General features: G+C 74.1%; 18 protein-coding genes. 13 read left to right on the top strand and 5 right to left on the bottom strand.

Features of this window, described 5'->3' with window-relative positions; genetic code table 11:
• The first annotated feature begins 7 nt into the window (after positions 1 to 7).
• The 7 genes from A6A08_RS18010 to A6A08_RS17980 all read left to right on the top strand — a co-directional run bounded on the left by A6A08_RS18010 (position 8) and on the right by A6A08_RS17980 (position 7,300).
• The gene (locus A6A08_RS18010; RefSeq protein ID WP_073703775.1) at positions 8 to 1,153 is read left to right on the top strand and encodes an FAD-dependent oxidoreductase; all 1,146 of its coding nucleotides are present in this window, start codon (positions 8 to 10) and stop codon (positions 1,151 to 1,153) included.
• Positions 1,153 to 2,166 carry an amidohydrolase family protein gene (locus A6A08_RS18005; RefSeq protein WP_073703774.1) on the top strand — a complete coding sequence of 338 codons (1,014 nt, stop codon included), beginning with the start codon at positions 1,153 to 1,155 and terminating at the stop codon, positions 2,164 to 2,166. Before A6A08_RS18010 ends, A6A08_RS18005 begins: the two co-directional genes overlap by 1 nt.
• On the top strand, positions 2,163 to 3,101 hold the full coding sequence (locus tag A6A08_RS18000) for a VOC family protein (RefSeq protein WP_073703773.1): 939 nt from the start codon (positions 2,163 to 2,165) through the stop codon (positions 3,099 to 3,101). The genes A6A08_RS18005 and A6A08_RS18000 overlap by 4 nt, the downstream gene beginning before the upstream one ends.
• A 48-nt stretch (positions 3,102 to 3,149) precedes the next feature.
• Complete coding sequence (locus A6A08_RS17995; RefSeq protein WP_073703772.1) at positions 3,150 to 4,085, top strand: fumarylacetoacetate hydrolase family protein; 936 nt, start codon at positions 3,150 to 3,152, stop codon at positions 4,083 to 4,085.
• Positions 4,086 to 4,134: 49 nt separating this feature from the next.
• Positions 4,135 to 4,911: an SDR family NAD(P)-dependent oxidoreductase gene (locus A6A08_RS17990; protein ID WP_073703771.1), complete on the top strand. Its 777-nt coding sequence runs from the start codon at positions 4,135 to 4,137 to the stop codon at positions 4,909 to 4,911.
• A gap of 92 nt (positions 4,912 to 5,003) precedes the next feature.
• Positions 5,004 to 5,939: an alpha/beta hydrolase gene (locus A6A08_RS17985; RefSeq protein WP_073703770.1), complete on the top strand. Its 936-nt coding sequence runs from the start codon at positions 5,004 to 5,006 to the stop codon at positions 5,937 to 5,939.
• Between the two features lie 176 nt (positions 5,940 to 6,115).
• Positions 6,116 to 7,300 carry an MFS transporter gene (locus A6A08_RS17980; RefSeq protein WP_073703769.1) on the top strand — a complete coding sequence of 395 codons (1,185 nt, stop codon included), beginning with the start codon at positions 6,116 to 6,118 and terminating at the stop codon, positions 7,298 to 7,300.
• A gap of 88 nt (positions 7,301 to 7,388) precedes the next feature.
• Here the strand turns inward: A6A08_RS17980 and A6A08_RS17975 are convergent, their stop codons facing one another.
• Positions 7,389 to 8,960 carry a cation:proton antiporter family protein gene (locus A6A08_RS17975; protein WP_073703768.1) on the bottom strand — a complete coding sequence of 524 codons (1,572 nt, stop codon included), beginning with the start codon at positions 8,958 to 8,960 and terminating at the stop codon, positions 7,389 to 7,391.
• Between the two features lie 575 nt (positions 8,961 to 9,535).
• On the opposite strand from A6A08_RS17975, the gene A6A08_RS17970 reads away from it, so the two are divergent.
• A complete protein-coding gene (locus tag A6A08_RS17970) occupies positions 9,536 to 10,012 on the top strand; it encodes a hypothetical protein (protein ID WP_073703767.1) in 477 nt (158 codons plus the stop codon).
• An 82-nt stretch (positions 10,013 to 10,094) separates the two neighbouring features.
• Here A6A08_RS17970 and A6A08_RS17965 read toward each other — a convergent pair whose 3' ends face one another.
• Positions 10,095 to 10,616, bottom strand: coding sequence for a hypothetical protein (locus A6A08_RS17965; RefSeq protein ID WP_073703766.1), 522 nt, complete (start codon positions 10,614 to 10,616; stop codon positions 10,095 to 10,097).
• A 234-nt stretch (positions 10,617 to 10,850) separates the two neighbouring features.
• Entirely contained in the window at positions 10,851 to 11,615 is a 765-nt protein-coding gene (gene aztA / locus A6A08_RS17960) for a zinc ABC transporter ATP-binding protein AztA (protein ID WP_083609171.1), read from the bottom strand.
• A gap of 51 nt (positions 11,616 to 11,666) precedes the next feature.
• Here aztA and aztB point away from each other — a divergent pair, with 51 nt between their 5' ends.
• The 4 genes from aztB (at position 11,667) to aztD (ending at position 16,080) form a co-directional block, all read left to right on the top strand.
• The gene (aztB, locus tag A6A08_RS17955; protein WP_073703765.1) at positions 11,667 to 12,572 is read left to right on the top strand and encodes a zinc ABC transporter permease AztB; all 906 of its coding nucleotides are present in this window, start codon (positions 11,667 to 11,669) and stop codon (positions 12,570 to 12,572) included.
• Positions 12,562 to 13,761, top strand: coding sequence for an ABC transporter (locus tag A6A08_RS17950; protein ID WP_073703764.1), 1,200 nt, complete (start codon positions 12,562 to 12,564; stop codon positions 13,759 to 13,761). Before aztB ends, A6A08_RS17950 begins: the two co-directional genes overlap by 11 nt.
• A 5-nt stretch (positions 13,762 to 13,766) precedes the next feature.
• The gene (gene aztC / locus A6A08_RS17945) at positions 13,767 to 14,801 is read left to right on the top strand and encodes a zinc ABC transporter substrate-binding protein AztC (RefSeq protein WP_073703994.1); all 1,035 of its coding nucleotides are present in this window, start codon (positions 13,767 to 13,769) and stop codon (positions 14,799 to 14,801) included.
• 88 nt (positions 14,802 to 14,889) lie between these two features.
• On the top strand, positions 14,890 to 16,080 hold the full coding sequence (aztD, locus tag A6A08_RS17940) for a zinc metallochaperone AztD (RefSeq protein ID WP_073703763.1): 1,191 nt from the start codon (positions 14,890 to 14,892) through the stop codon (positions 16,078 to 16,080).
• A 127-nt stretch (positions 16,081 to 16,207) separates the two neighbouring features.
• Here aztD and A6A08_RS17935 read toward each other — a convergent pair whose 3' ends face one another.
• Positions 16,208 to 17,014, bottom strand: a complete 807-nt coding sequence (locus A6A08_RS17935) for a hypothetical protein (protein WP_073703762.1) — start codon at positions 17,012 to 17,014, stop codon at positions 16,208 to 16,210.
• 265 nt (positions 17,015 to 17,279) lie between these two features.
• Between A6A08_RS17935 and A6A08_RS29165 the strand changes: the two genes are divergently transcribed.
• Entirely contained in the window at positions 17,280 to 18,431 is a 1,152-nt protein-coding gene (locus A6A08_RS29165; protein WP_073703761.1) for a DUF4232 domain-containing protein, read from the top strand.
• A gap of 7 nt (positions 18,432 to 18,438) precedes the next feature.
• Here A6A08_RS29165 and manD read toward each other — a convergent pair whose 3' ends face one another.
• Complete coding sequence (manD, locus tag A6A08_RS17925; protein WP_073703760.1) at positions 18,439 to 19,653, bottom strand: D-mannonate dehydratase ManD; 1,215 nt, start codon at positions 19,651 to 19,653, stop codon at positions 18,439 to 18,441.
• Positions 19,654 to 20,251: the final 598 nt, after the last annotated feature.

Below are 20,251 nucleotides of genomic sequence, written 5' to 3'. Positions count from 1 at the left end.
ACCCCCCATGAAAGCTGTCGACAACGTCCTGGTCATCGGGGCCGGAACCTCCGGTCTGGCCCTGGCGATCCTGCTGGCCCGCGAGGGCGTGAACGTGGACGTGGCCGAGATCAAGCACGACGCCGACGCCCTCGGCTCGGGTATCACCGTCCAGGGCAACGCGCTCCGGGTCCTGCGTGAGCTCGGCGTGTGGGAGCAGGTCGAGAAGGCGGGCTACTCCTTCGACAGCCTCGGCATGCGCGCGCCCGACGGGACGCTACTGGCGGAGATCCCCGACGTGCGTACCGGCGGCCCGGACCTGCCCGCGACGGTGGGGATGAACCGCCCCGAGCTGACCGCGATCCTGCTCCAGGCGGCCCGGTCCGCCGGGGCGCGGGTCCGGCCCGGGCTGACCGCGCGCTCCCTGACCGAGCACGCCGACGGTACCGAGCACACCGGCGGTGTGGAGGCGCTGTTCTCCGACGGCACCTCGGGCCACTACGACGTGGTGGTGGGGGCCGACGGCATCCGTTCCGCCACACGCCGCATGATCGGTATCGACGCCGAGCCCCGGCCGACCGGCATGGGCATCTGGCGCATCCACACCCGCCGCCCGGACAGCGTGGAGCGCACCGACCTGGTCTACGGGGGCCCGTGCTTCATCGCGGGCTACTGCCCCACCGGCCCGGACACCATGTACGCCTACCTGGTGGAGCGGGCCCGTGAGAGCACCGGCCTCACCGAACGCGAGCGGGCCTCGCACATGACCGAGCTGTCCCGGGGCTACCGCGGGGTCTGGGACGAGATCCGCGCCGACATCGCCGCCTCCGACCGGGTCAACTACACGTGGTTCGAGTCGCTGCTCGTGGAGCGGCCGTGGAACCGCGGCCGGACCGTCCTCATCGGCGACGCCGCGCACGCCTGCCCGCCCACCCTCGCCCAGGGCGCCGCCCAGGGCCTGGAGGACGCGCTGGTGCTGGCCGAGCTGCTGCTCGCCGCCGACACCGTCGACCAGTCGCTGTTCGACGCGTTCATGGACCGCCGCTTCGAGCGGGCCCGCACCGTCGTGGAGTCGTCGGTGACGCTGGCCGACTGGCAGCTGGACGGGGTCCGCGACGCCGACGTGCCCGGCATGATGCGCAAGGTCTCCGCACTGGTCTCGGAGCTGCCGTGATGATCATCGACGTCCACGCCCACGTCCTGCTCCCCGAGGTGGAGGGAGAGGTCTCCGGCCGGCCCGGGCACGACGAGCACCGGGCCACCGACGCGAGGCGCAACGGGGAGGAGTCCCTGCGGGTCAGCGGGCGCATGGTCGGCGAACGCCTGAGCCGCCTGACCGAGGTCTGCGCCCGGCTGGCCGACATGGACGCCGCGGGGGTGGACGTGCAGGTCGTCAGCCCCTCGCCGTCCCACTACCACTACTGGGCCGGGCGCGAGCTGGCCGAGCGCGCGCACAAGCTGGCCAACGAGGGGGTGGCCGCGCACTGCGCCGGAGCCCCCGACCGGCTGGTGGGCCTGGGCCTGGTCCCGCTCCAGCACCCCGACCTGGCGGTGGAGGCGCTCGACCACGCCCTGTCCCTCGGGCTCAGGGGCGTGGAGATCTCCTCCCACGCCCCCGGCCGGGAGCTGTCCGACCCCGCCTACGAACCGCTGTGGGCACGGGCCGCCGAGACCGGGGCGGTGCTCTTCCTGCACCCCTTCGGCTGCACGCTCGACGAGCGGCTGGACCGCTGGTACCTGTCCAACATCGTCGGGCAGCCCGCCGAGAACGCCGTGGCCCTGTCGCACCTGGTCTTCTCCGGCGTCTTGGACCGGCACCCGGACCTGCGGATCGTGGCGGCCCACGGCGGCGGCTACCTGCCCACCCACCTCGGCCGCGCCGACCACGGCTGGCGCGTACGGCCCGACGCCCGGGGCTGCGCCGAACCGCCCAGCACCTACCTGCGGCGCATGTGGTTCGACTCGCTCGTCCACGACCCCGCGGTCCTGCGCCACCTGGTGGAGGCGGTGGGCGCCGACCGCGTCGTGCTGGGCTCGGACCACCCCTTCGACATGGGCTCCGACGCGCCCGTGGACGCGCTGCGCGCCGCCGGCCTGGGCCCCGACGCCCTCGCCGCGATCGGCGGCGGCAACGCCGCGGCCCTGTTCGACCTGACCACAGACACACCAGAGAGGGAGTCACCATGACCGACCGGCTCATCACCCACCTCAGGCACGTCGCGCTCGCCGTGCCCGACTTCGACAAGCAGCAGCGGTTCTTCACCGACATGTGGAAGCTGACCGAGGCCGAGACCGACTCGGGCGTGTCCTTCCTGGCCGCGGAGGGCTCCCCGGAGAACTACGTGGTCCGGCTGCGCCGGGCCGAGGAGAAGCGGATCGACCTGGTGGCCTTCGGCGCGGCCTCGCCCGCCGACGTGGACGCCCTCGCCGACCGCCTGATCCGGGCGGGTGTGCGGATGGTGAACGAGCCCGGGCCGATGGACACCCCCGGCGGCGGCTACGGGGTCCGGTTCTTCGACGTGGACGGCCGCACCATCGAGGTCTCCGCCGACGTCGCCGTCCGCACGCATCGCAGGGTGGAGGAGAAGGAGTCCGTCCCCGTCCGGCTGTCCCACGTCGTGCTCAACTCCCCGGACCTGGACCGCACCCGCCTCTGGTACGAGAAGCACCTGGGCTTCGCGCTCTCCGACACCCTCATGCACCCGCGCATGGGCAAGGTCATGCACTTCATGCGGTGCAACTCCACGCACCACAGCATCGCCATCGCCCAGGGGCCGCACGCCTCCCTGCACCACGTCTCGTTCGAGATGCGCGGCATCGACGAGTACATGCGCGGCACCGGGCGCCTGCTGCGCGCGGGCGTGCGCAAGATCTGGGGGCCGGGGCGCCACATGGCGGGGAACAACACCTTCTCCTACTTCATGGACCCGCACGGCAACACCCTGGAGTACACCACCGAGCTGGAGCGGCTGGACGAGGACACCTGGCACCCGCACATGTACGACTTCTCCGACCCCGACGTCACCGACCAGTGGGGCACCGCCAACCCGATGGACGAGTTCGTCGCCAAGGAGTCCTTCAACGACCCCGACCGCGGCTGCTTCATCGCCCCTCCCATGTGAACCGGACCCTCCCACGTAGCCCGCCCCCTCACACCGAATCGGAGCGCCATGAGACTGGCCACCTACCAGCACGAGGGCCTGCGCCGCTGCGGCGTGGTCGAGGGGGAGGAGGTCCTGCCCTTCCCGGAGGGGACCGACCTGCTCGACATCGTCCGCGGCGCCCCCGTCCCCGCGACGGGGGCGCCCGTGCCCCTGGCCGGGGTCCGGCTGCTGCCTCCCCTGGAGCCGCCCTCGGTCCGCGACTTCGTCACCTTCGAGGAGCACGTCGAGGGCGTGCGCCGCAGCGTGAGCGGGAAGGAGGGGGTGCCGGACGCCTGGTACGACGCGCCCACCTTCTACTTCACCAACCCGGCCGCGCTGGTGGGGGCGCACGACGACGTCCCGGTCCCGCCCGGCTGCGAGGTCCTGGACTTCGAGCTGGAGGTCGCCGCGGTCGTGGGCCGTCCCGGAGGCGACCTCACCCCGGAGCGTGCGCGCGAGCACATCTTCGGCTACACCGTGTTCAACGACTGGTCGGCGCGCGACCTGCAGTCGCGTGAGATGCAGGTGGGCCTCGGCCCCTGCAAGGGCAAGGACGCGGCGGCGACCCTGGGGCCCTGGCTGGTCACCGCCGACGAGCTGGAGCCCCACCGCGACGGGGAGGGGTTCCTGCGCCTGGCCCTGACCGCCGAGGTGAACGGCGAGGTGGTCGGCAGCGACCTGCTGTCCAACATGGGCTGGACCTTCGAGGAGATGCTCTCCCACGCCTCACGGGGGACACGGGTCCGGTCCGGGGACGTGCTCGGCTCGGGGACCTGCGGCAACGGCGGGTGCCTGGCCGAGCTGTGGGGGCGGCGAGGCCGCCAGGACCCGCCCCCGCTCAAGCCCGGTGACACGGTCGCCCTGACCGTGGAGGGCATCGGCACCGTCGCCAACACCGTCGTTCCCGGGAGGGCGGTCGAGCCGGTGCCCGGTGCACGCAGGCGCCCCCGCGACCGTCCCTGAACAGCGCGCCCCGGGCGGGAGCGGCCCGCCCGGGGCCGGAGAGGAAACCATGGAACGCCTGCACGGCAAGGTCGTCGTGGTCACCGGCGCCGCACGCGGGCAGGGCGCGGCCGCCGCCACCGCCCTGGCCGAGGAGGGCGCCCGCGTCGTCGCCCTCGACGTGGTCGGTCCCGAACCGCCCCACGAACCGCCTCCGCCGTCCGGCGGCGCGGTCGTCCACCGGCACCTGGACGTCACCGACGCCGAGGGCTGGCGTGCGCTCGCCGCCTGGCTGCGCGAGGAGTACGGGCGCGTGGACGGGCTGGTCAACAACGCCGGGATCACCCTGCGCCACCGCCTGGACGAGGTCGACCCGGCCGACTTCGACCGCGTGCACGCGGTCAACGTGACCGGACCGCTCCTGGGCGTCCAGAGCCTGCTGCCGCTCATGCCGCGCGGGGCCTCCATCGTCAACGTCGGCTCCGTCGCGGCCCTGACCGGGCACTACCCGGTCGCCTACACCGCGAGCAAGTGGGCGCTGCGCGGGCTGTCCGCGGCGGCCGGCCTGGAGCTGGGCCCGCGCGGGATCCGGGTCAACACCCTGCATCCGGGGTTCGTCGAGACGCCGATGACCGCCTCCGCGCCGGAGGCGATGCGCCGGGCCAGCATCGAACAGACCCCGCTCGGTCGGACGGGAACCGTGGAGGACATCGCACCCCTGGTCGTGTTCCTGGTCTCCGACGAGTCCTCGTTCGTCACCGGCGCGGAGATCCCTGTGGACGGCGGATACAGCACCCACGGCGGCGCCAAGGCGGTCTCGGACGCCCTGCGCCAGGCCGCGCCGTAGACGACCGGTCGATGCAGTAGGTCCACGGCCGCCCGGTCGCCGGCCACGAGGGGGGTCCTCATACCGACGGCCTTCATCCCGGGAGCGCGGTCATGAGGCCGTCGAGGGTGACGCCGGAGCTGCGCGGTCCCCTGCTCCGGTCGCCGGAGATACCGGTGCGGCTTCCGTGGGCCCTGCGCGCCACGCGTTTCCTGATGCACCGGACGGACACCCGCCACCTGCCCGGCGTCACGCTAGAGCTGCCCGAGGAGGCGGCCCCCGGCGTCCGGGTGTACCGGCCCGAGGAACGCCGTTCGCAGGCCGCGCTCCTGTGGATCCACGGCGGCGGCCTGGTCATCGGCCGCGCCGTGCAGGACGACCCCCTGTGCAGCGCCACGGCCCGGGAGCTGGGCGTCACCGTCGTGTCCGCCGAGTACCGCCTCGCGCCCGAGCACCCGTACCCCGCGGCGCTCGACGACTGCCACGCCGCCTGGACGTGGTCGCGGGAGAACGCCGTCTCCCTGGGCGTCGATCCCTCGCGCGTGGCCGTCGGGGGGCAGAGCGCGGGAGGCGGGCTCGCCGCCGCACTCGCGCAGCGGCCGCACGACGAGGGCGGTACACAGCCGCTCGCGCAGTGGCTGTTCTCCCCGACGCTCGACGACCGCACCGCCGCCCGGCGCGACCTGGACGGAGTCCGCCACTACATGTGGAACAACAGGGCCGACCGCTTCGGCTGGCGCTCCTACCTCGCCGCCGAACCCGGTTCGTCCACCCTGCCGCGGTACGCCGTCCCCGCGCGGCGGGAGGACCTCAGCGGGCTTCCGCCCGCCTGGATCGGCGTCGGCGACATCGACCTCTTCCACGACGAGTCCCGTGAGTACGCGCGGAGGCTGGGGGACGCGGGCGTCGGCACCGCCTTCCACCCCGTGCCCGGGGCGCCCCACGGGTTCGAGTCCTGGGCGCCCGGCACCGGCGTCGCCCGCGACCACCTCGCGACGGCCCGGGCGTGGTTGGGGCGGGCCCTGGTGCGGGGAGCCGGCCGCTCCTGAACGCCGGGACCGGCGGCCGCGCCCCGGAGAGCGGCGACTTCCCGGGGCCGCCGACCGAGCGCGAGGCGGACACCGTGTAGAACCGAGTGGCCACGTCATCGGATGACCCCGGGGCCCCGCAGGTCCCCGGGGCGCCGCGGCGTCGGACGGGGAGCGCACGGACAGGGGGGACGACGTTGGGAAGAGGTCGCGTCACCGGGGCGTCGTGGATCTGGCCGCTGCTGGTGAGCGTCGTGTTCACCCACACCGCCCTCAACCTCGCCCGCCCCCTGGTCTCCTACCGGACGATCGCCCTGGGCGGGGACGCCGTGGCGGTCGGGCTGGTCACCGCCGCCTACGCGCTGCTCCCCCTGCTGGTGGCGGTCCCCCTGGGGCGGGCGACCGACCGGGCCCGGCGAACGGCGTGGATCGTCGGCCTGGGCGCGGCGATCCTCGGTACGGGGTGCCTGCTGCTCGCCCACGGCCCCGGCCTGCTCGCGATCGCCGCGGCCAGCACCGTGCTGGGCATGGGCCACCTGCTGTGCATGGTCGCCGGGCAGGGGCTCATCGCCCGGCTGTCCGCGCCGGAGCACCTGGACCGCGACTTCGGGTGGTTCACCGCTGCGGCCTCCCTCGGCCAGCTCGCGGGCCCCCTGCTGTCCGGAGCGATCCTGGCCGACGCCTCGGGGGACGCGCTGCTGTCGGCCACCTCGTCCGCCCTGCTCGTCGCCGCGGCGACCGGCGGCCTGGGGCTGGTGCCGATCCTGGCCCTGGCCCGGGTGCGCATGCCCCCGCCCTCCCGGAGGAAGGGGTCGGCGAGGACCCCCGCGAGGGACCTGCTGCGCAGACCGGGCCTGCCCTCGGGGCTGCTCGCCAGCCTCGCGCTGCTCTCGGCCGTGGACATCCTCACCGCCTACCTGCCGCTGGTCGCCGAGAACCGGGGGATCCCGCCGGTGCTGGTCGGCGTCCTGCTGAGCCTGCGCGCCGGATTCTCCCTCCTCTCCCGCCTGGTGCTGTCCAGGCTGGTGCTCCGGTGGTCGCGCGAGACGCTGATCGCGGTGAGCACCGCCGCCGCGGGCCTGTCCATGGCGGCGGTGGCGCTGCCCGTCAGCGACCCGTTCGTGCTGGGCACCGTGCTGTCCGTCGGTGGCTTCCTGCTCGGCCTCGGCCAGCCGCTGACGATGTCGGCGGTGGCCACGGCCGCCCCGGAGGGCTCGCGCGGCGCCGCCCTGGCGCTGCGCATCTGGGGGAACAGGCTCGGGCAGGTGGGGATCCCCGCCGTCGGTGCGGGGGTCGCGGGCGCGGTGGGCGCCTCGGGGGCCCTGTGGTTCGCGGCGGCCGTGCTGATGGCGTCGGCGGTCACCGCGGCCAGACGCGTGTGAGCCGCCGTGCCGTGCGGGACCGGGGAGACGCACGGCGGACACCGGCCCCGGAAGCCGTGCGGGACCGCCGCGCCAGCCACCGCCGGGGTCAGGTGGCGGGGCGCCTCAGGGCGTCGTCGACCAGGGCGCGCCCCGCCTCGCCGTACAGGTGGAAGACCGCGTCGGCGCCCCGTTCGTACAACTGCGCGATCTCGTCCTCGTGGGTGACCACTCCCGCGATCCTCGCCCGGCAGTCCGTTCCGCGGAGCTGGTCCAGCGCCGCCAGGTTTCCCCGCTGGTGCGGCATGGCCAGCACGATCAGCTCCACCTCCGGGTCGAGGCTGAGGCGCTCCCAGAAGTCGGAGTCGGTGGCGTCGCCCTCCAGCACCCGGTATCCCCGTGCGCGCAGTCCGGCCACGGTGGCGGGATCGTGCTCCACCCCCACCGCCGGAACCATGTGCTCCTCGACCAGCCGGTCGTAGGCGCCGCGTCCGACGCGTCCCATGCCCAGGACCACCGCACGGGCGTCGCCGATGTCGATGGGCCGGTCGCTCTCCAGGAGGTCGGGGCGCTCGTACCGGCCCAGCCTCGGCGCGGACGCCCGGTAGACGGACTCTCCCCACGTGTTCAGCGGCGCCGAGGCGGCGAAGCTGAGCGCCACCGCGAGGGCCAGCACCACCAGCCATTCGTCCGACAGCCATCCCTGGGAGGCCGCCACCGCTCCGACGATGAGGCCGAACTCGGAGAAGTTGCCCAGGGCCATACCCGCGAGCAGGGAGGTGCGGTAGCGCAGGCGGGAGCGCAGGAACAGCGCCGTGAAGAGCACCGCCTTGAGCGGGACCAGCAGGAGCAGGAGCAGCGCCGCCAGCAGGGTCTCTCCGGTGGGCAGGGCGGTGAGGCCGATGCTCAGGAAGAATCCGACGAGCAGGAGTTCCTTCACCGACAGCAGGGACTTGGCCAGGGGCGCGGCGTTGGCCGACGGAGCGAGCAGGAGGCCGAGGACCAGCGCGCCCAGGTCGCCCTTGAGGCCCACCAGGTCGAACAGGGCGTAACCCGCCACCAGGGCCGTGGCCACGCCGAAGAGCACCTGCACCTCCCCGTGACCGATCCGGTCCAGCAGGTACCGCAGCACCGGGGCCGCGGGCAGCAGGAGGAACAGGAGCAGCGCCCAGGGAGTGGGAGGCGCCCCCGAGAAGGCGGAGAGGAACACGACGGCGAACACGTCCTGCATGACGAGCACGCCGATGGCCAGGCGCCCGTAGAGCGATCCGGACTCGCTGCGCGCCTCCAGGACCTTGACGGCGAACACCGTGCTGGAGAAGGACAGGGCGAAGCCCAGCAGGAGCAGTGTCGGCCAGCCGGTGCCCTGGAGGAGTGACAGCCCCGTGAACTTCAGCGCCCCGACGAACACGGCGATCGACAGTGTGGAGGCGAGCATGTGGACGGTGGCGGTCCCCCACACCTGGCGGTGCAGCAGGGAGCGCACGTCCAGTTTCAGCCCGATGCTGAAGAGCAGCAGGGTGACGCCGAGGTCGGCGACGGTCCCGAGCGCCGGTGTGAGGCCGTAGCCCAGGGCGTTGAGGACGAACCCCGCCGCCAGGAAACCGACCATGGGGGGCAGGCGCAGTGCCAGGGCCGTGAGGCCTCCGGCGAGCGCGGCCACGATGAAGGCGGGTTCCATGTCCCCTTCGCTTCGTCGGTGTCTCGTTCGGGGCGGAAGGGCGCGACCTCCCGTGTGCGTGTCCGCCCTCCGTCCGGCCGTACGCCGGCCTCCGCCCGGGGCCCGGCCTCCCCGCCTGCGACGGGACGGTCCTCCTCCGCGCGGTGCCGATCGCCGAGCAAACGGGAGGGTACACGGTCCGGCGTCCCGCCGTCCGCACCGGGCCCCTCCGTGCCCGCCGTCATCGCTGACCGGCGGTGGGGCGCCGATGCCGCCCCTCCTGGCGATCGTGCGGCGGCGTGGGCGGTCACCGCGGCCGGACGCGGATGCACCGTCTATCATGCGGGGCCGGTGGGGGCACAGGAGAACGCAGGTGCCGGAAGCCGTGCGGGCTGCACCGGGGAGTGGGAGACGCGTGGGACTTATGGGGGTCGTGTGCCCTGGGAGTCGCGTGAGTCCACGGGTTCCGCTGTGTCCGACGGAGTCCTCGCGTCTTCCGTTTCCTGCCGTTCTGCCCTGATCCGAGGAATGGATTGTCGGCGATCAGGGAAGGCCCTCTCCGACAACGGTCAACAAATGGTCAAGAGGCGGAAGTCATGTGGACTTTGGATGGTCCGGATCCGATCGTGCGCGCGCTGACGGCCCTGGGCCTTCCACCGGTCTTCGACCCCGAACACCGGCCCGGCGGCGCCCGGGACGAGGACGAACCCGTGCTGGCCGAGAGCCTGATCGCCGCGGGCGAGATGCGGGCCGGCCCCGCCCCGGTGCCCGGACGCGGCGGCGCGGCGGGCCCCTGGGGCGACACCGTGCAGGACCGCGAATTCGGCCAGGCCCTGCTGTACCGGCGTCTGGAGCGCACCATCGCCGACTGGCAGTGGGCCACCGACGCCGCCCCCTCACGCGCCGGCGCGGCGGCCGAGGCCGCGATGTTCGCGGCCCACGCCCTCGTCGCCGCGCACGCCGACCCGGACTCCGAGCACACCGAGGACGACCTGGCAGAAGCCGAGGAGTCCCTCCAGGCCGCCCTGGTCCTGGTACGGGCCGCCCGGCCCGCACCGCAGAACCAGGACTGAGCGAACCCCCGGTCCTGGCACCGGCCTCCGGAGCGGTCGGCGACGGCCGCATGCTGGGCCGGGGCTCCGAGGCCGCACGGTGTCAGGCCCCGGGGGAAAGCGGTCCGACGTCGGTGTGGCGGCCCGGCCGGACCCGGGCGTGGCGCTGCCCGGGTCCGGGCCCGGAGCGGGCGGCGAGAGCGTCCGCGACGACACCGGTGGTGAATCCGTAGACCGTCTTGTGCAGCAGGTCCACGGCCAGTTCCGGGCGCGGCCAGGTCTGCGGGGGCGCGCCGACGCCGGTGGCGTTCTCCAGGAGTTGGTCGGCGGTCAGCCTGACGACGGAGAACATGGCCGAGGACCACGGACCCCGGAGGCCGGCGTGCGCCATCGCCGAGCGCAGCACCCCCAGCGCCGCCGCCTGGCCGAAGTGCATGGCCCAGTTCACCGGAACCGGTGGGGGCCCGGGCCGCTCGGCCGCCCCCGTCACGCGCTGGAGGGTCCGCGCGGGCACATACGAGTCGGGGCGCCCGGTCAGCCCCTGCTCCGCCTTCTCTCCCAGGGTCATCACCACCGCCCCCATGGACCCGGCGGCCAAGCCCTGCCACAACAGACGTCCGATCATGTCCTGCGCCTACCCCCGCGCACCGCATCCAACCCAGTACCAGCACGGACCCGTGGCGAGCCCCGGTGAGGCGTGCGCAGGCGTGCCCCGCCGGCGGACGTGCGGCGTGGGCCACGGCCGGTGCCGGGCAGCCGCACCACCAGGCGTGTGCCGCGGCCCGACGTGCTCACCGCCGCTCCACCTGCACGCCTTCCGCCGAAAGGCGCCGGAGCCGGCCTTGCGGGGCGTCCTCCCTCATGAGCCCCCGGACACGGGAGGTCCCACGAGGGGCACCCCGGGACCGACCGGCTCCACGGGGTGCGTGCCGCCCCGCCCCCGGGCCGCGTCCCAGGCCCAGGCGACGTCCTCGGGCGGACCGGAGGCCGCGACCAGCCCGTCCGCCAGCACGAGGCAGTGCCCGGCGCCCAGCGCCTCCCGGGGGTCGTGGGTCGCGTGGACGACGGTCGTCCCGTCGGCGCCGACCTGCGCCAGGACGCGGCGGACCCGCTCCTGGGAGCGGTGGTCCAGCCCCGCCGACGGCTCGTCCAGGAGGAGGAGGTCCGCCTCCTGGGCCAGCCCCTGGGCGACCAGGACCCGCTGGCGCTGGCCGCCCGACAGCTCGCCCAGACGGCGGTCGGCCAGGTCCGCGACCCCCATGCGTTCGAGGCACTCGCCCACCACGTCCCGGTCGCGCCTGGTCAGCGGCCGCCAGAATCCCCGGTGCGCCCACCGCCCCATCGCGACCGTCTCGCGCACCGTGACGGGCAGGGCGTCGGAGACCGCGCTGCGCTGGGCCACCAGGGCCGGGCGCGGCCGCCGCGCGGACACGACCCTCCCCCGGCGGGCCCGGACCGTGCCCGCCAGCAGCCCGATCAGCGTGGACTTGCCCGCGCCGTTGGGCCCCACGAGCGCCGTGACCCTCCCCTGCGGGATCACCGCGTCGACACCCCGCAGGACGTCGCGCCTCCCGTATCCCGCGTACACGCCGTCCAGTTCCACCCGGTTCGTCTCGTTCCGCATATCCACCCCCATGTGGAAACGATAATGATTATCGTTGTACAGTGTCCCACCATGGAAGCTCTGTTCGATCCGTTCGGGGTCGTGTTCGTCCAACGCGCGCTGTGGGGCGGGATCCTGGTCTCCCTCATCTGCGCGATCGCCGGAACCTGGGTGGTCCTGCGCGGCATGGCCTTCCTCGGCGACGCGATGTCGCACGGCATGCTGCCCGGGGTGGCGCTGGCCTCCCTGCTCGGCCAGAGCGTGATGCTCGGGGCGGCCCTGGCCGCCGGGGCGATGGCGGCGGGAGTCACGGCTCTGGGCCGCTCGTCACGGCTGTCACAGGACACGAGCATCGGACTGCTCTTCGTCGGGATGCTCTCGGTCGGCGTGATCACCGTCTCCCACTCCGCCTCCTTCGCGGTCGACCTCACGGGCTTCCTCTTCGGGGACGTCCTGGCGGTGCGCGAGCGCGACCTGGTCCACCTGGGCGCCGCCCTGGCCGTGGCCCTGGTGGTCGCGGCCGCGGGGCACCGGGCGTTCCTCGCGCTGGCCTTCGACCCCCGCAAGGCCCACACCCTGGGGCTGGCGCCCCGGACGGCCCACGGGGTCCTGCTCGGCCTGGTCACCCTGGCCGTGGTCGCCTCGTTCCACGTGGTCGGCACCCTGCTGGTGTTCGGGCTGCTCATCGCTCCCCCCGCGGCGGCGGCCCTGTGGGCGCGCAGCGTTCCCGCGATCATGCTGGGCGCGGCCGTGCTCGGCAGCGCCTCCGTCCTCCTCGGCCTCCTCGCGTCCTGGCACTGGGAGACGGCGGCCGGGGCCACCATCACCGCCGTGGCCACGGCCCTCTTCTTCGCCTCGGCGTGCGCCGCCGCCGCGCGCTCCCGCCTCAGGGCGCCCAGACCCCCTTCACCTCCCCCGACCCCGCATCCCCGAGAGAACCCCTACACACGAAAGAGGCCGGTGACGCATGACGCGTGAACACCGCACCACCGCGCTGGGCGCGGCCGGGCTGTCCGCCCTCCTCCTCGCGACCGGTTGCGCGGGCGAGGAGGCCCGCGGCTCCGCCGGGACCACGGAGGAGGCCCCGCACGGCCACGTCGAGGGAGCGCAGGAGAGCGCCGAGCCCCAGTCGCGCCTCGTGGTCGCCGACGCCGGCAGCGGCGAGGTCCGGGTGCTCGACCTGATCACCGGGCAGACCACGGAACTCGATCCCGTGGAGGGCGTCGACGGCATCGCCGGCGACGGCCGCTTCGCCTACCTGTCGTCATCCGATGACCGGACGACCCACGTCGTGGACGGCGGCGCGTGGACCGTCGACCACGGGGACCACAGCCACTACTACCGGGCGGGCGTCCGCTCCGTGGGACCCCTGGAGGGCCTCGTCGCGCTCGGGACGTCCACGGACACCGCCCTCACCGCCCTCACCGGCCAAGGCGGAGCCGCCGTGCTGGACCGTGCCGCCCTGGAGGAGGGGACGGTCGAGACGGCCGTGTCCGTACCCGACGGCTCCGGGGCGGTCCTGCCCTTCGCGGGCCGCCTCCTGGTGGCCGGGGGCGGGCCGGAGGGCGGCGTCAGGGTCCACGACCGCGACGGCTCCCCCGGCCGGCTCCTCGACCACACCTGCGCCGAGCCCCGCGGCCAGGCCCTCACCCGGCGCGGTGCGGTGATCGGCTGCGCCGACGGCACCCTCCACGTCACCGAGGACGGCGGAGAGATCACGAGCGCGGTGCTCCCCCACCCCGACGGCGCGCGGGGGCGGACCGAGGAGTTCCACCACCGCCCCGGCTCCGCGACCCTGGCCTCCGTCTCGACCGAGGGGGAGGTCTGGGTCCTGGACCTGGCCGAACCGGGGTGGAGGCGGCTGGACCTGCCCGGCGCCGTGGCCGTGACCGCGGTCGGCGCGGGCGCCCCCGTCCTGGCCCTGACCGGGGACGGCGTCCTGCACTCCCTGGATCCGCGGACGGGGGAGGAGAACGCCTCCACCGCCCTGCTCGACGGGACCGGCGCCGAACACGCCCCCGTCATCCGGGCGGACACCAGCCGCGCCTACGTCAACGACGCCGAAGGCGGGGTCGTGCACGAGATCGACTACAACGACGACCTGCGCGTGGCGCGGACCCTGGAGACGGGGATCACGCCGCACCTCATGGTCGAGACGGGACGGTGACCCCCATGACCACACCACCGGCACTCCTGTCCAGGATGACCGCGGCCGCACTGGCGGGAGCCGCCCTCCTGGGGTCGGCCGCCTGCACGCCCGGGGCGGACACCGGCGGGGGGATCGTGGTGACCACCAACATCCTGGGCGACATCACCCGGGAGGTCGTGGGCGACCAGGCCGAGGTCACCGTCCTGATGAGGCCCAACGCCGACCCCCACTCCTTCGCCCTCTCCGCACGGGAGGCCGCCGTCGTCGAGAACGCGGCGCTCGTGGTCTACAACGGCCTCGGCCTGGAGGAGGGGGTGCTGCGCAACGTCGCGGCGGCGGAGGAGGCCGGGGTGCCCGCCCTGGAGGTCGGCGCGGGCGTGAACCCCCTCTCCTTCGCCCCCGCGGAGCACGGCCATGAGGGGCACGGCCACGAGGAGCGCGCGCACGGGGAGCACGACCAGGGGGAGAACGGGCACGGGGACGCGTCGGCGGAGGCGGGCAACGAGAGCGCGGGCGAGCCCGACCCGCACTTTTGGACCGATCCGCGGCGGGTCGTCCTGGCGGTCGACCTGATCGCCGAACACGTCGTCGAGCAGGTCGGCGGCGTGGACGCCGACACCGTACGCGCCAACGCCGCGGCCTACACCGCCGAGCTGGAGGAACTCGACGCGTGGATGGCCGCGGAGTTCGCGGCGGTCCCCGAGGAGGACCGCAAGCTGGTGACCAACCACCACGTCTTCGGCTACCTCGCCCAGCGCTACGGCTTCGAGGTCATCGGCACCGTGATCCCCAGCGGCACCACCCTGGCCTCGCCGAGCACCTCCGACCTCAAGTCCCTGTCCGACGCCGTGCACGAGGCGGGCGTGAACGCCGTGTTCGCCGACTCCTCCCAGCCCGACCGCCTGGCCACCGTCATGGCCGAGGAGGCGGGGACGCGCGTCGAGGTCGTCCCCCTGTTCTCCGAGTCCCTGAGCGAGGAGGGGCAGGGCGCGGCCACCTACCTGGAGATGATGCGCGCCAACACCGAGTCCATCGCCACCGGACTGCGTGGCGAGTGACCGGGGCCCGGTCCCCGGCACCCCCGCGGCGGCCGCCCGGCCGACCGCGTTCCCCCCGAGACCCCGAGAGAGCGACGGAGAAGACCCCATGAACACACCATCACCCCGTCCCGCCCCCAGGGCGGTACCGCCCGTGCTGCTGTCCGCCGGACTGCTGCTGACGGCGTGCGGCACCGGGGAGGACGCCCCGCGGGAGCAGGGCGGCGAGGACCGGGCCGCGGCCGCGGCCGTCGCCGACGACCCTGTCGTGACCACCTACGACGGCGGCCTGTACGTCCTGGACGGCCAGACCCTCGAGGTCGTCGGCGACATCCCGTTGGAGGGGTTCAACCGGATCAACCCGGCCGGTGACGAGCGGCACGTGCTCGTCTCCACCTCGGAGGGCTTCCAGGTCCTGGACGCCGTCGGCGCGGAGCTGACCGACACCCTCTTCCCCGCCGACTCCCCCGGCCACGTCGTCCGGCACGCGGGCAGGACGGTCCTGTTCGCCGACGGCAGCGGCGAGATCACCTCCTTCGACACCGGCTCCCTCGGCGACGGCCTGCCCGAGACCGACGTCCGCACGGCCGAGGAGGCCCACCACGGCGTGGCCGTCGAGCTGGCGAACGGCGAGCTGCTCCTGACCCTCGGCGACGAGGAGGAGCGCGTCGGCGCCGTCGTCCTGGACGCCGCCGGGGAGGAGGTCGCCCGCAGCGAGGAGTGCCCGGGCGTCCACGGCGAGAGCACCGCGGGGGGCGAGACGGTCGTCATCGGCTGCGAGGACGGCGTCCTGATCTACCGGGAGGGCGGGTTCACCAAGGTGGACAGCCCCGACGGCTACGGGCGCATCGGCAACCAGGCCGGGAGCGAGGAGTCGTCGGTCGTCCTGGGCGACTACAAGACCGACCCCGACGCCGAACTGGAGCGTCCCGAGCGGATCGCCCTCGTCGACACCGCGGACGCGAGCCTGAGCCTGGTCGACCTGCCCGCCAGCTACACCTTCCGCTCCCTGGGCCGCGGGCCCGGCGGCGAGGCCCTGGTCCTGGGCACCGACGGCGGCCTGCACGTGATCGACCCCGAGGCGGGCGAGGTCGTGGACAGTGTCGAGGTGATGGACGAGTGGCGGGAGCCGCTGGAGTGGCAGCAGCCCCGCCCGGCCCTGTTCGTGCGCGGCGGCACCGCCTACGTGAGCGACCCCGCCACGAAGCAGGTCCACTCCCTGGACCTGGAGTCCGGTGAGGTCACCGCCTCGGTGACCCTGGAGCAGGCGCCCAACGAGCTGAGCGGGGTCACACCCTAGCCGGAGGACCGGATATCCGCGCCGGTGGTGGACGCCGCCGGCCGGGGAGGGGCCTTCGGGCTCCTCCCCCGGCCTTCCCGGCCGTCGGATCCGTCCGGGCCGCGGGAGCGGCCCGGACCGGGAGGGCTCAGGCCGGGGCGGCGTCCGCTCCGGCCGCCGAAGTGCGGAACACCTGGTGCGGCTGGAAGACGCAGATGTTCGTCTCACCCTGGACGTTGGCGTCGGTGATCTCGACGAAGTAGGCGTAGGAGGTGTCCGGCTCCAGGCCGGCTCCCACCTGCACCCGTCCCCGGTCGCGCCCGGCCTCGGCGTGGCCGTGCATGCGCTGGACGAAGATGTTGTCCCACCACGTCAGGTTCTGGGTGTCGAACTCCCGCGCGGAGGCGCCCTTCGAGAGCCGGTGGATGTAGTAGGCGTTCGGCCCCCCGAACCGGTCCAGGGTCTCCCAGGAGCAGTACAGACCGCCCACCTCGGGGACGTCGGCGATCTCCTCCCCGCCCGAGGGGGCGAAGGACGCCAGTACCTCGCCCCGGTGCGCGGTGTAGTGCTCGACCAGGCGCCGCGACACACCGCCGTCCTGGCGGCGCGAGCGGGTCTGCACGCTGCCGTCCGTGCCGCGCACCTCGATCGTGTACTCGCCCTCGGCCAGGAAGCCGGTGGGCAGGTTGACCATGTACCAGTAGTAGTCCAGCGTGCGGTCGTAGACGTGGCCGTCGGTGTTGGCCGGGGTGAAGCGCTGGTTGGTGAACTCCACCTCGTATCCGCCCGGGCCGCGGGCGGTGATCGACTCCACCAGCTCGGGGGTGGGCACGCCGGGCGTGGGGTGGAAGGACACCAGGAACTTGTGCTGTTCCTTGGGCAGCGGGGTCCCCTCGAAGTCCCAGTAGACGTCGCAGGCCATGATGTCGTAGACGCGCAGTGGGGGGTGGCTCACGGTCGGTTCCTTCGCTGTGGGATCGCGTTGTCCCCGTGAGTGTGCGCCCTCGGCGGGACCGCGCGCATCGGTCGAACCTCGGTTCCGCCGGTGGCCGGGCGGGGGAATCTGGTCCGGCGCCGGCCCGCGGGGTCCGGGCGCCGCCCGGGCCCGCGCGGACGGAGGCCGTCCGGCTCCAGCGGTCGGCCCCACGCGGCTGTCGCCCCGGCCCCGTGCGGACGGAGGACGGGCCCCGCCCCGCACGCGCGGTGAGTACTCTGTCCCGATGCCGACCTCCCAGAGGGCCTCCCTCCCCCGGGACGCCCCTCCTCCCTCCGCCTCCTGGGCGGCGAGCCTCGTCGCGGCGCTCCTGTGGGCCGGGTGCGCGCTCTCACGCGAGTACCCCGGGTTCGTCGCCGACCTCCTTCGTGCCGGACGGGGGACCGTGCCGTCAGGGCGGATGACGGTGTGGAACTGGTCGGCGCCGGAGGTGTTCGTCGTGCCGGCCGGATCGGCGCTCGTGCTCCTCCTCGTCCACCTCCTCCTGACACACCTCCTCTCCGCGCACACTCCCCCGTCCGGTGGTGACCGGTTCCTCGTCCTGTGGCTGACGGCCGCCGGGGCCGGTGTGCTCCCCGCGGTGCTGTGGGAGGCCGGACGCGCATGGGTCGTGTCCACGCCCCCGGAGGAGGCCGCGGAGAGCCTTCTCCTCCTGCTCGCCTTCTGGGGGCTGCTCTGGGCCTGGGTTCCCGCCCTCGCCGGGACGCGGTGGCCGCACCGGGCCTCCGCCGTCCCCTTCCCCGGTCCCGCCCTCCTCGCGGGGCTCTGCACGGCCCTGGCCCTGGTGGTCGCCGCGTCCACGCTGTTCGTCACCGCCGGTACCCGGGCGGCCCTGACCCCGGACACCGCGCAGGACCCGGCCGCGCACGCGCAGGACCCGGCGGGGAAGGAGCCCGGCTCCTTCCCCGCGCCCCGGGACGGGGCCACACCGCCGCCGGAGGTCGCCCCTGGCGAGCACGACCCCGACCCCGCATGGTGCGCGCCGGAACCGGGCGGCATCCTCGTGGGCACCCCCGCGAGCGCGACCGGCCACCGCATGCTCGCCCTGCGGTTCACGAACGGCGCGGAGGAGCCCTGCGTGCTGGACGGCTACCCCGACGTGGCCTTCGCCGACCGGGACGGCGCGGAGATCGACGTCGAGGTCACCCATGGAAGCTCCTTCGCGGCCGAGGACCCGGGCCCGGCCGCGGTGACCGTGCCCGTCGGCGGACAGGCCGTGGCCACGCTCGGCTGGGGTGCCATGGCCCTCTCCGACAGGAGCACGCACCTGCTGTACACCGCCCCCTACCCCGGCGCGCCACGCCAGGCCTCACCCGTGGAGCTCGACCTCGCCGACGGCGGGGAGGCCGCCGTGACCGCGTGGCGGCTGGAGGGGTGAGACCCGTTCACCAGTCGTGCATCGAGCCGTCGACCCTGCGGTTGACCGGCAGGTACCGGGGCTCGTAGGGATAGCGGGCCGCGGCCTCCTCGTCGATCTCCACGCCCAGGCCGGGGGCGTCGCCCGGGTGCATGTAGCCGTCCCGGAACGTGTGGGTGGTCCGGAACACCTCGCTCGCGGGCTCCAGGTGTCCCATGTACTCCTGGATGCCGAAGTTGGGCACGGTCAGGTCCAGGTGCAGGGCCGCGGCGAGGGAGACGGGCGACAGGTCGCCCGCGCCGTGCGAGCCGGTGCGCACCCCGTAGAGGTCGGCGAGGTCGAAGACCCGGCGCAGGTGCGTGATGCCGCCGCTGTGCGACACCGACATCCGGACGTAGTCGATGAGCCGTTCGGTGATCAGGTGCTGGCAGTCCCAGATCGAGTTGAAGACCTCTCCCACGGCCAGCGGTGTCGTGGTGTGCTGCCGGATCGTGCGGAAGGCCTCCTGGTCCTCGGCCGGGGTCGGGTCCTCGATCCAGAACATGCGGTAGGGCTCCAGCGCCCTGCCCAGCTGGGCCGCCTCCAGCGGGGAGAGCCGGTGGTGGACGTCGTGCAGCAGGTGGAAGCCGTAGCCGAACCGCTCCCGGACCGCCCGCACCATCTCGGGCGCGAAGTTCAGGTAGGCGGGGGTGTGCCACACGTTGTCGGTGGGCACCGCGGCGTCGGCGGGCTCGTAGGTGGCCCCGGTACCCGGGTGGTGCAGCCCGTAGGTGCTCTCCAGCCCGGGCACGGCGGCCTGCACGCGGACCGCGCGGTACCCCCGGTCCAGGAACCCCGCGACCGAGTCGAGGAGCTCGTCCACGGACCCGCCGCTGGCGTGGCCGTAGACCATGACGCCCTCGCGGGCCGCGCCGCCCAGCAGTGCGTGGACGGGCCTGCCGACCTCCTTGCCGAGGATGTCCCACAGGGCGCAGTCCACGGCGGCGATCGCGGTCATCGTCACGGGGCCGCGCCGCCAGTAGGCGCCCCGGTACAGGTACTGCCAGATGTCGTTGATCCGCCCGGCGTCGCGTCCCACGAGCAGGGGGCAGACGTGGTCGCGCAGGTAGGAGGCGACGGACAGCTCACGGCCGTTCAGGGTGGCGTCGCCGAGGCCGGTCACGCCGTCCTCGGTGGTGATCTTGAGGGTGACGTAGTTGCGTCCCGGGCACGTCACGATGACGTCGGCGGAGGTGATCCTCATCTGTGCTTCCTCGTGTGTCGGTGTCCTCGGTACCGGGCGGGCGGTGGGGTCCCCCGCCCTGCCGGGGTTCGGGGCAGGAGTGCGAAGACCCTCCGATGAACGCGGGGATGGTGTGCATGCCCGGGGCCCGGTGGCGTTCGAGGAGGTCGCCGAACCGCTCCGGCATGCGCGGGTCCAGGGTGTCGGGGGCGGGCTGGAGGCCGGGCCGGTACAGGAAGCCGCGCGGCACGGTGGCACCGTGGTCGCGCAGGACGCGCAACTCCTCGTCGGCGACCGCGCCGCATCAGGGGTCCCCCGGTGCGGGACCAGGAGTCGGCGCCGACCCGGACCAGGGGCTGGCCGACCGTACCGGGCCTGGCGGAGTCGCGCCGCATACCGGCCTTTCCTCGCGTGTGTCCTCGACGTAGGTATATCGTTTTCCAAGGAGGGTGTCGATACCCGGGCCCCGGCCGGTGACGCGTCCGGGAAGGATGCGCCGGCCCATCCTCAAGCGCTACCCGCCCGGATGTCCGCTGCAACGGCGGTGTCCGCGCCCGGCGCACCGGGGGATCCGCACGTGCGACCCGCACGTGTACAACGTTTTCTACCTGTCCGCCTG

The organism is Nocardiopsis sp. TSRI0078 (assembly GCF_001905145.1).
Classification (GTDB): domain Bacteria; phylum Actinomycetota; class Actinomycetes; order Streptosporangiales; family Streptosporangiaceae; genus Nocardiopsis.
Note: the sequence above shows the minus strand (reverse complement) of the source record. Positions and strands in the feature narration are given on the sequence as shown.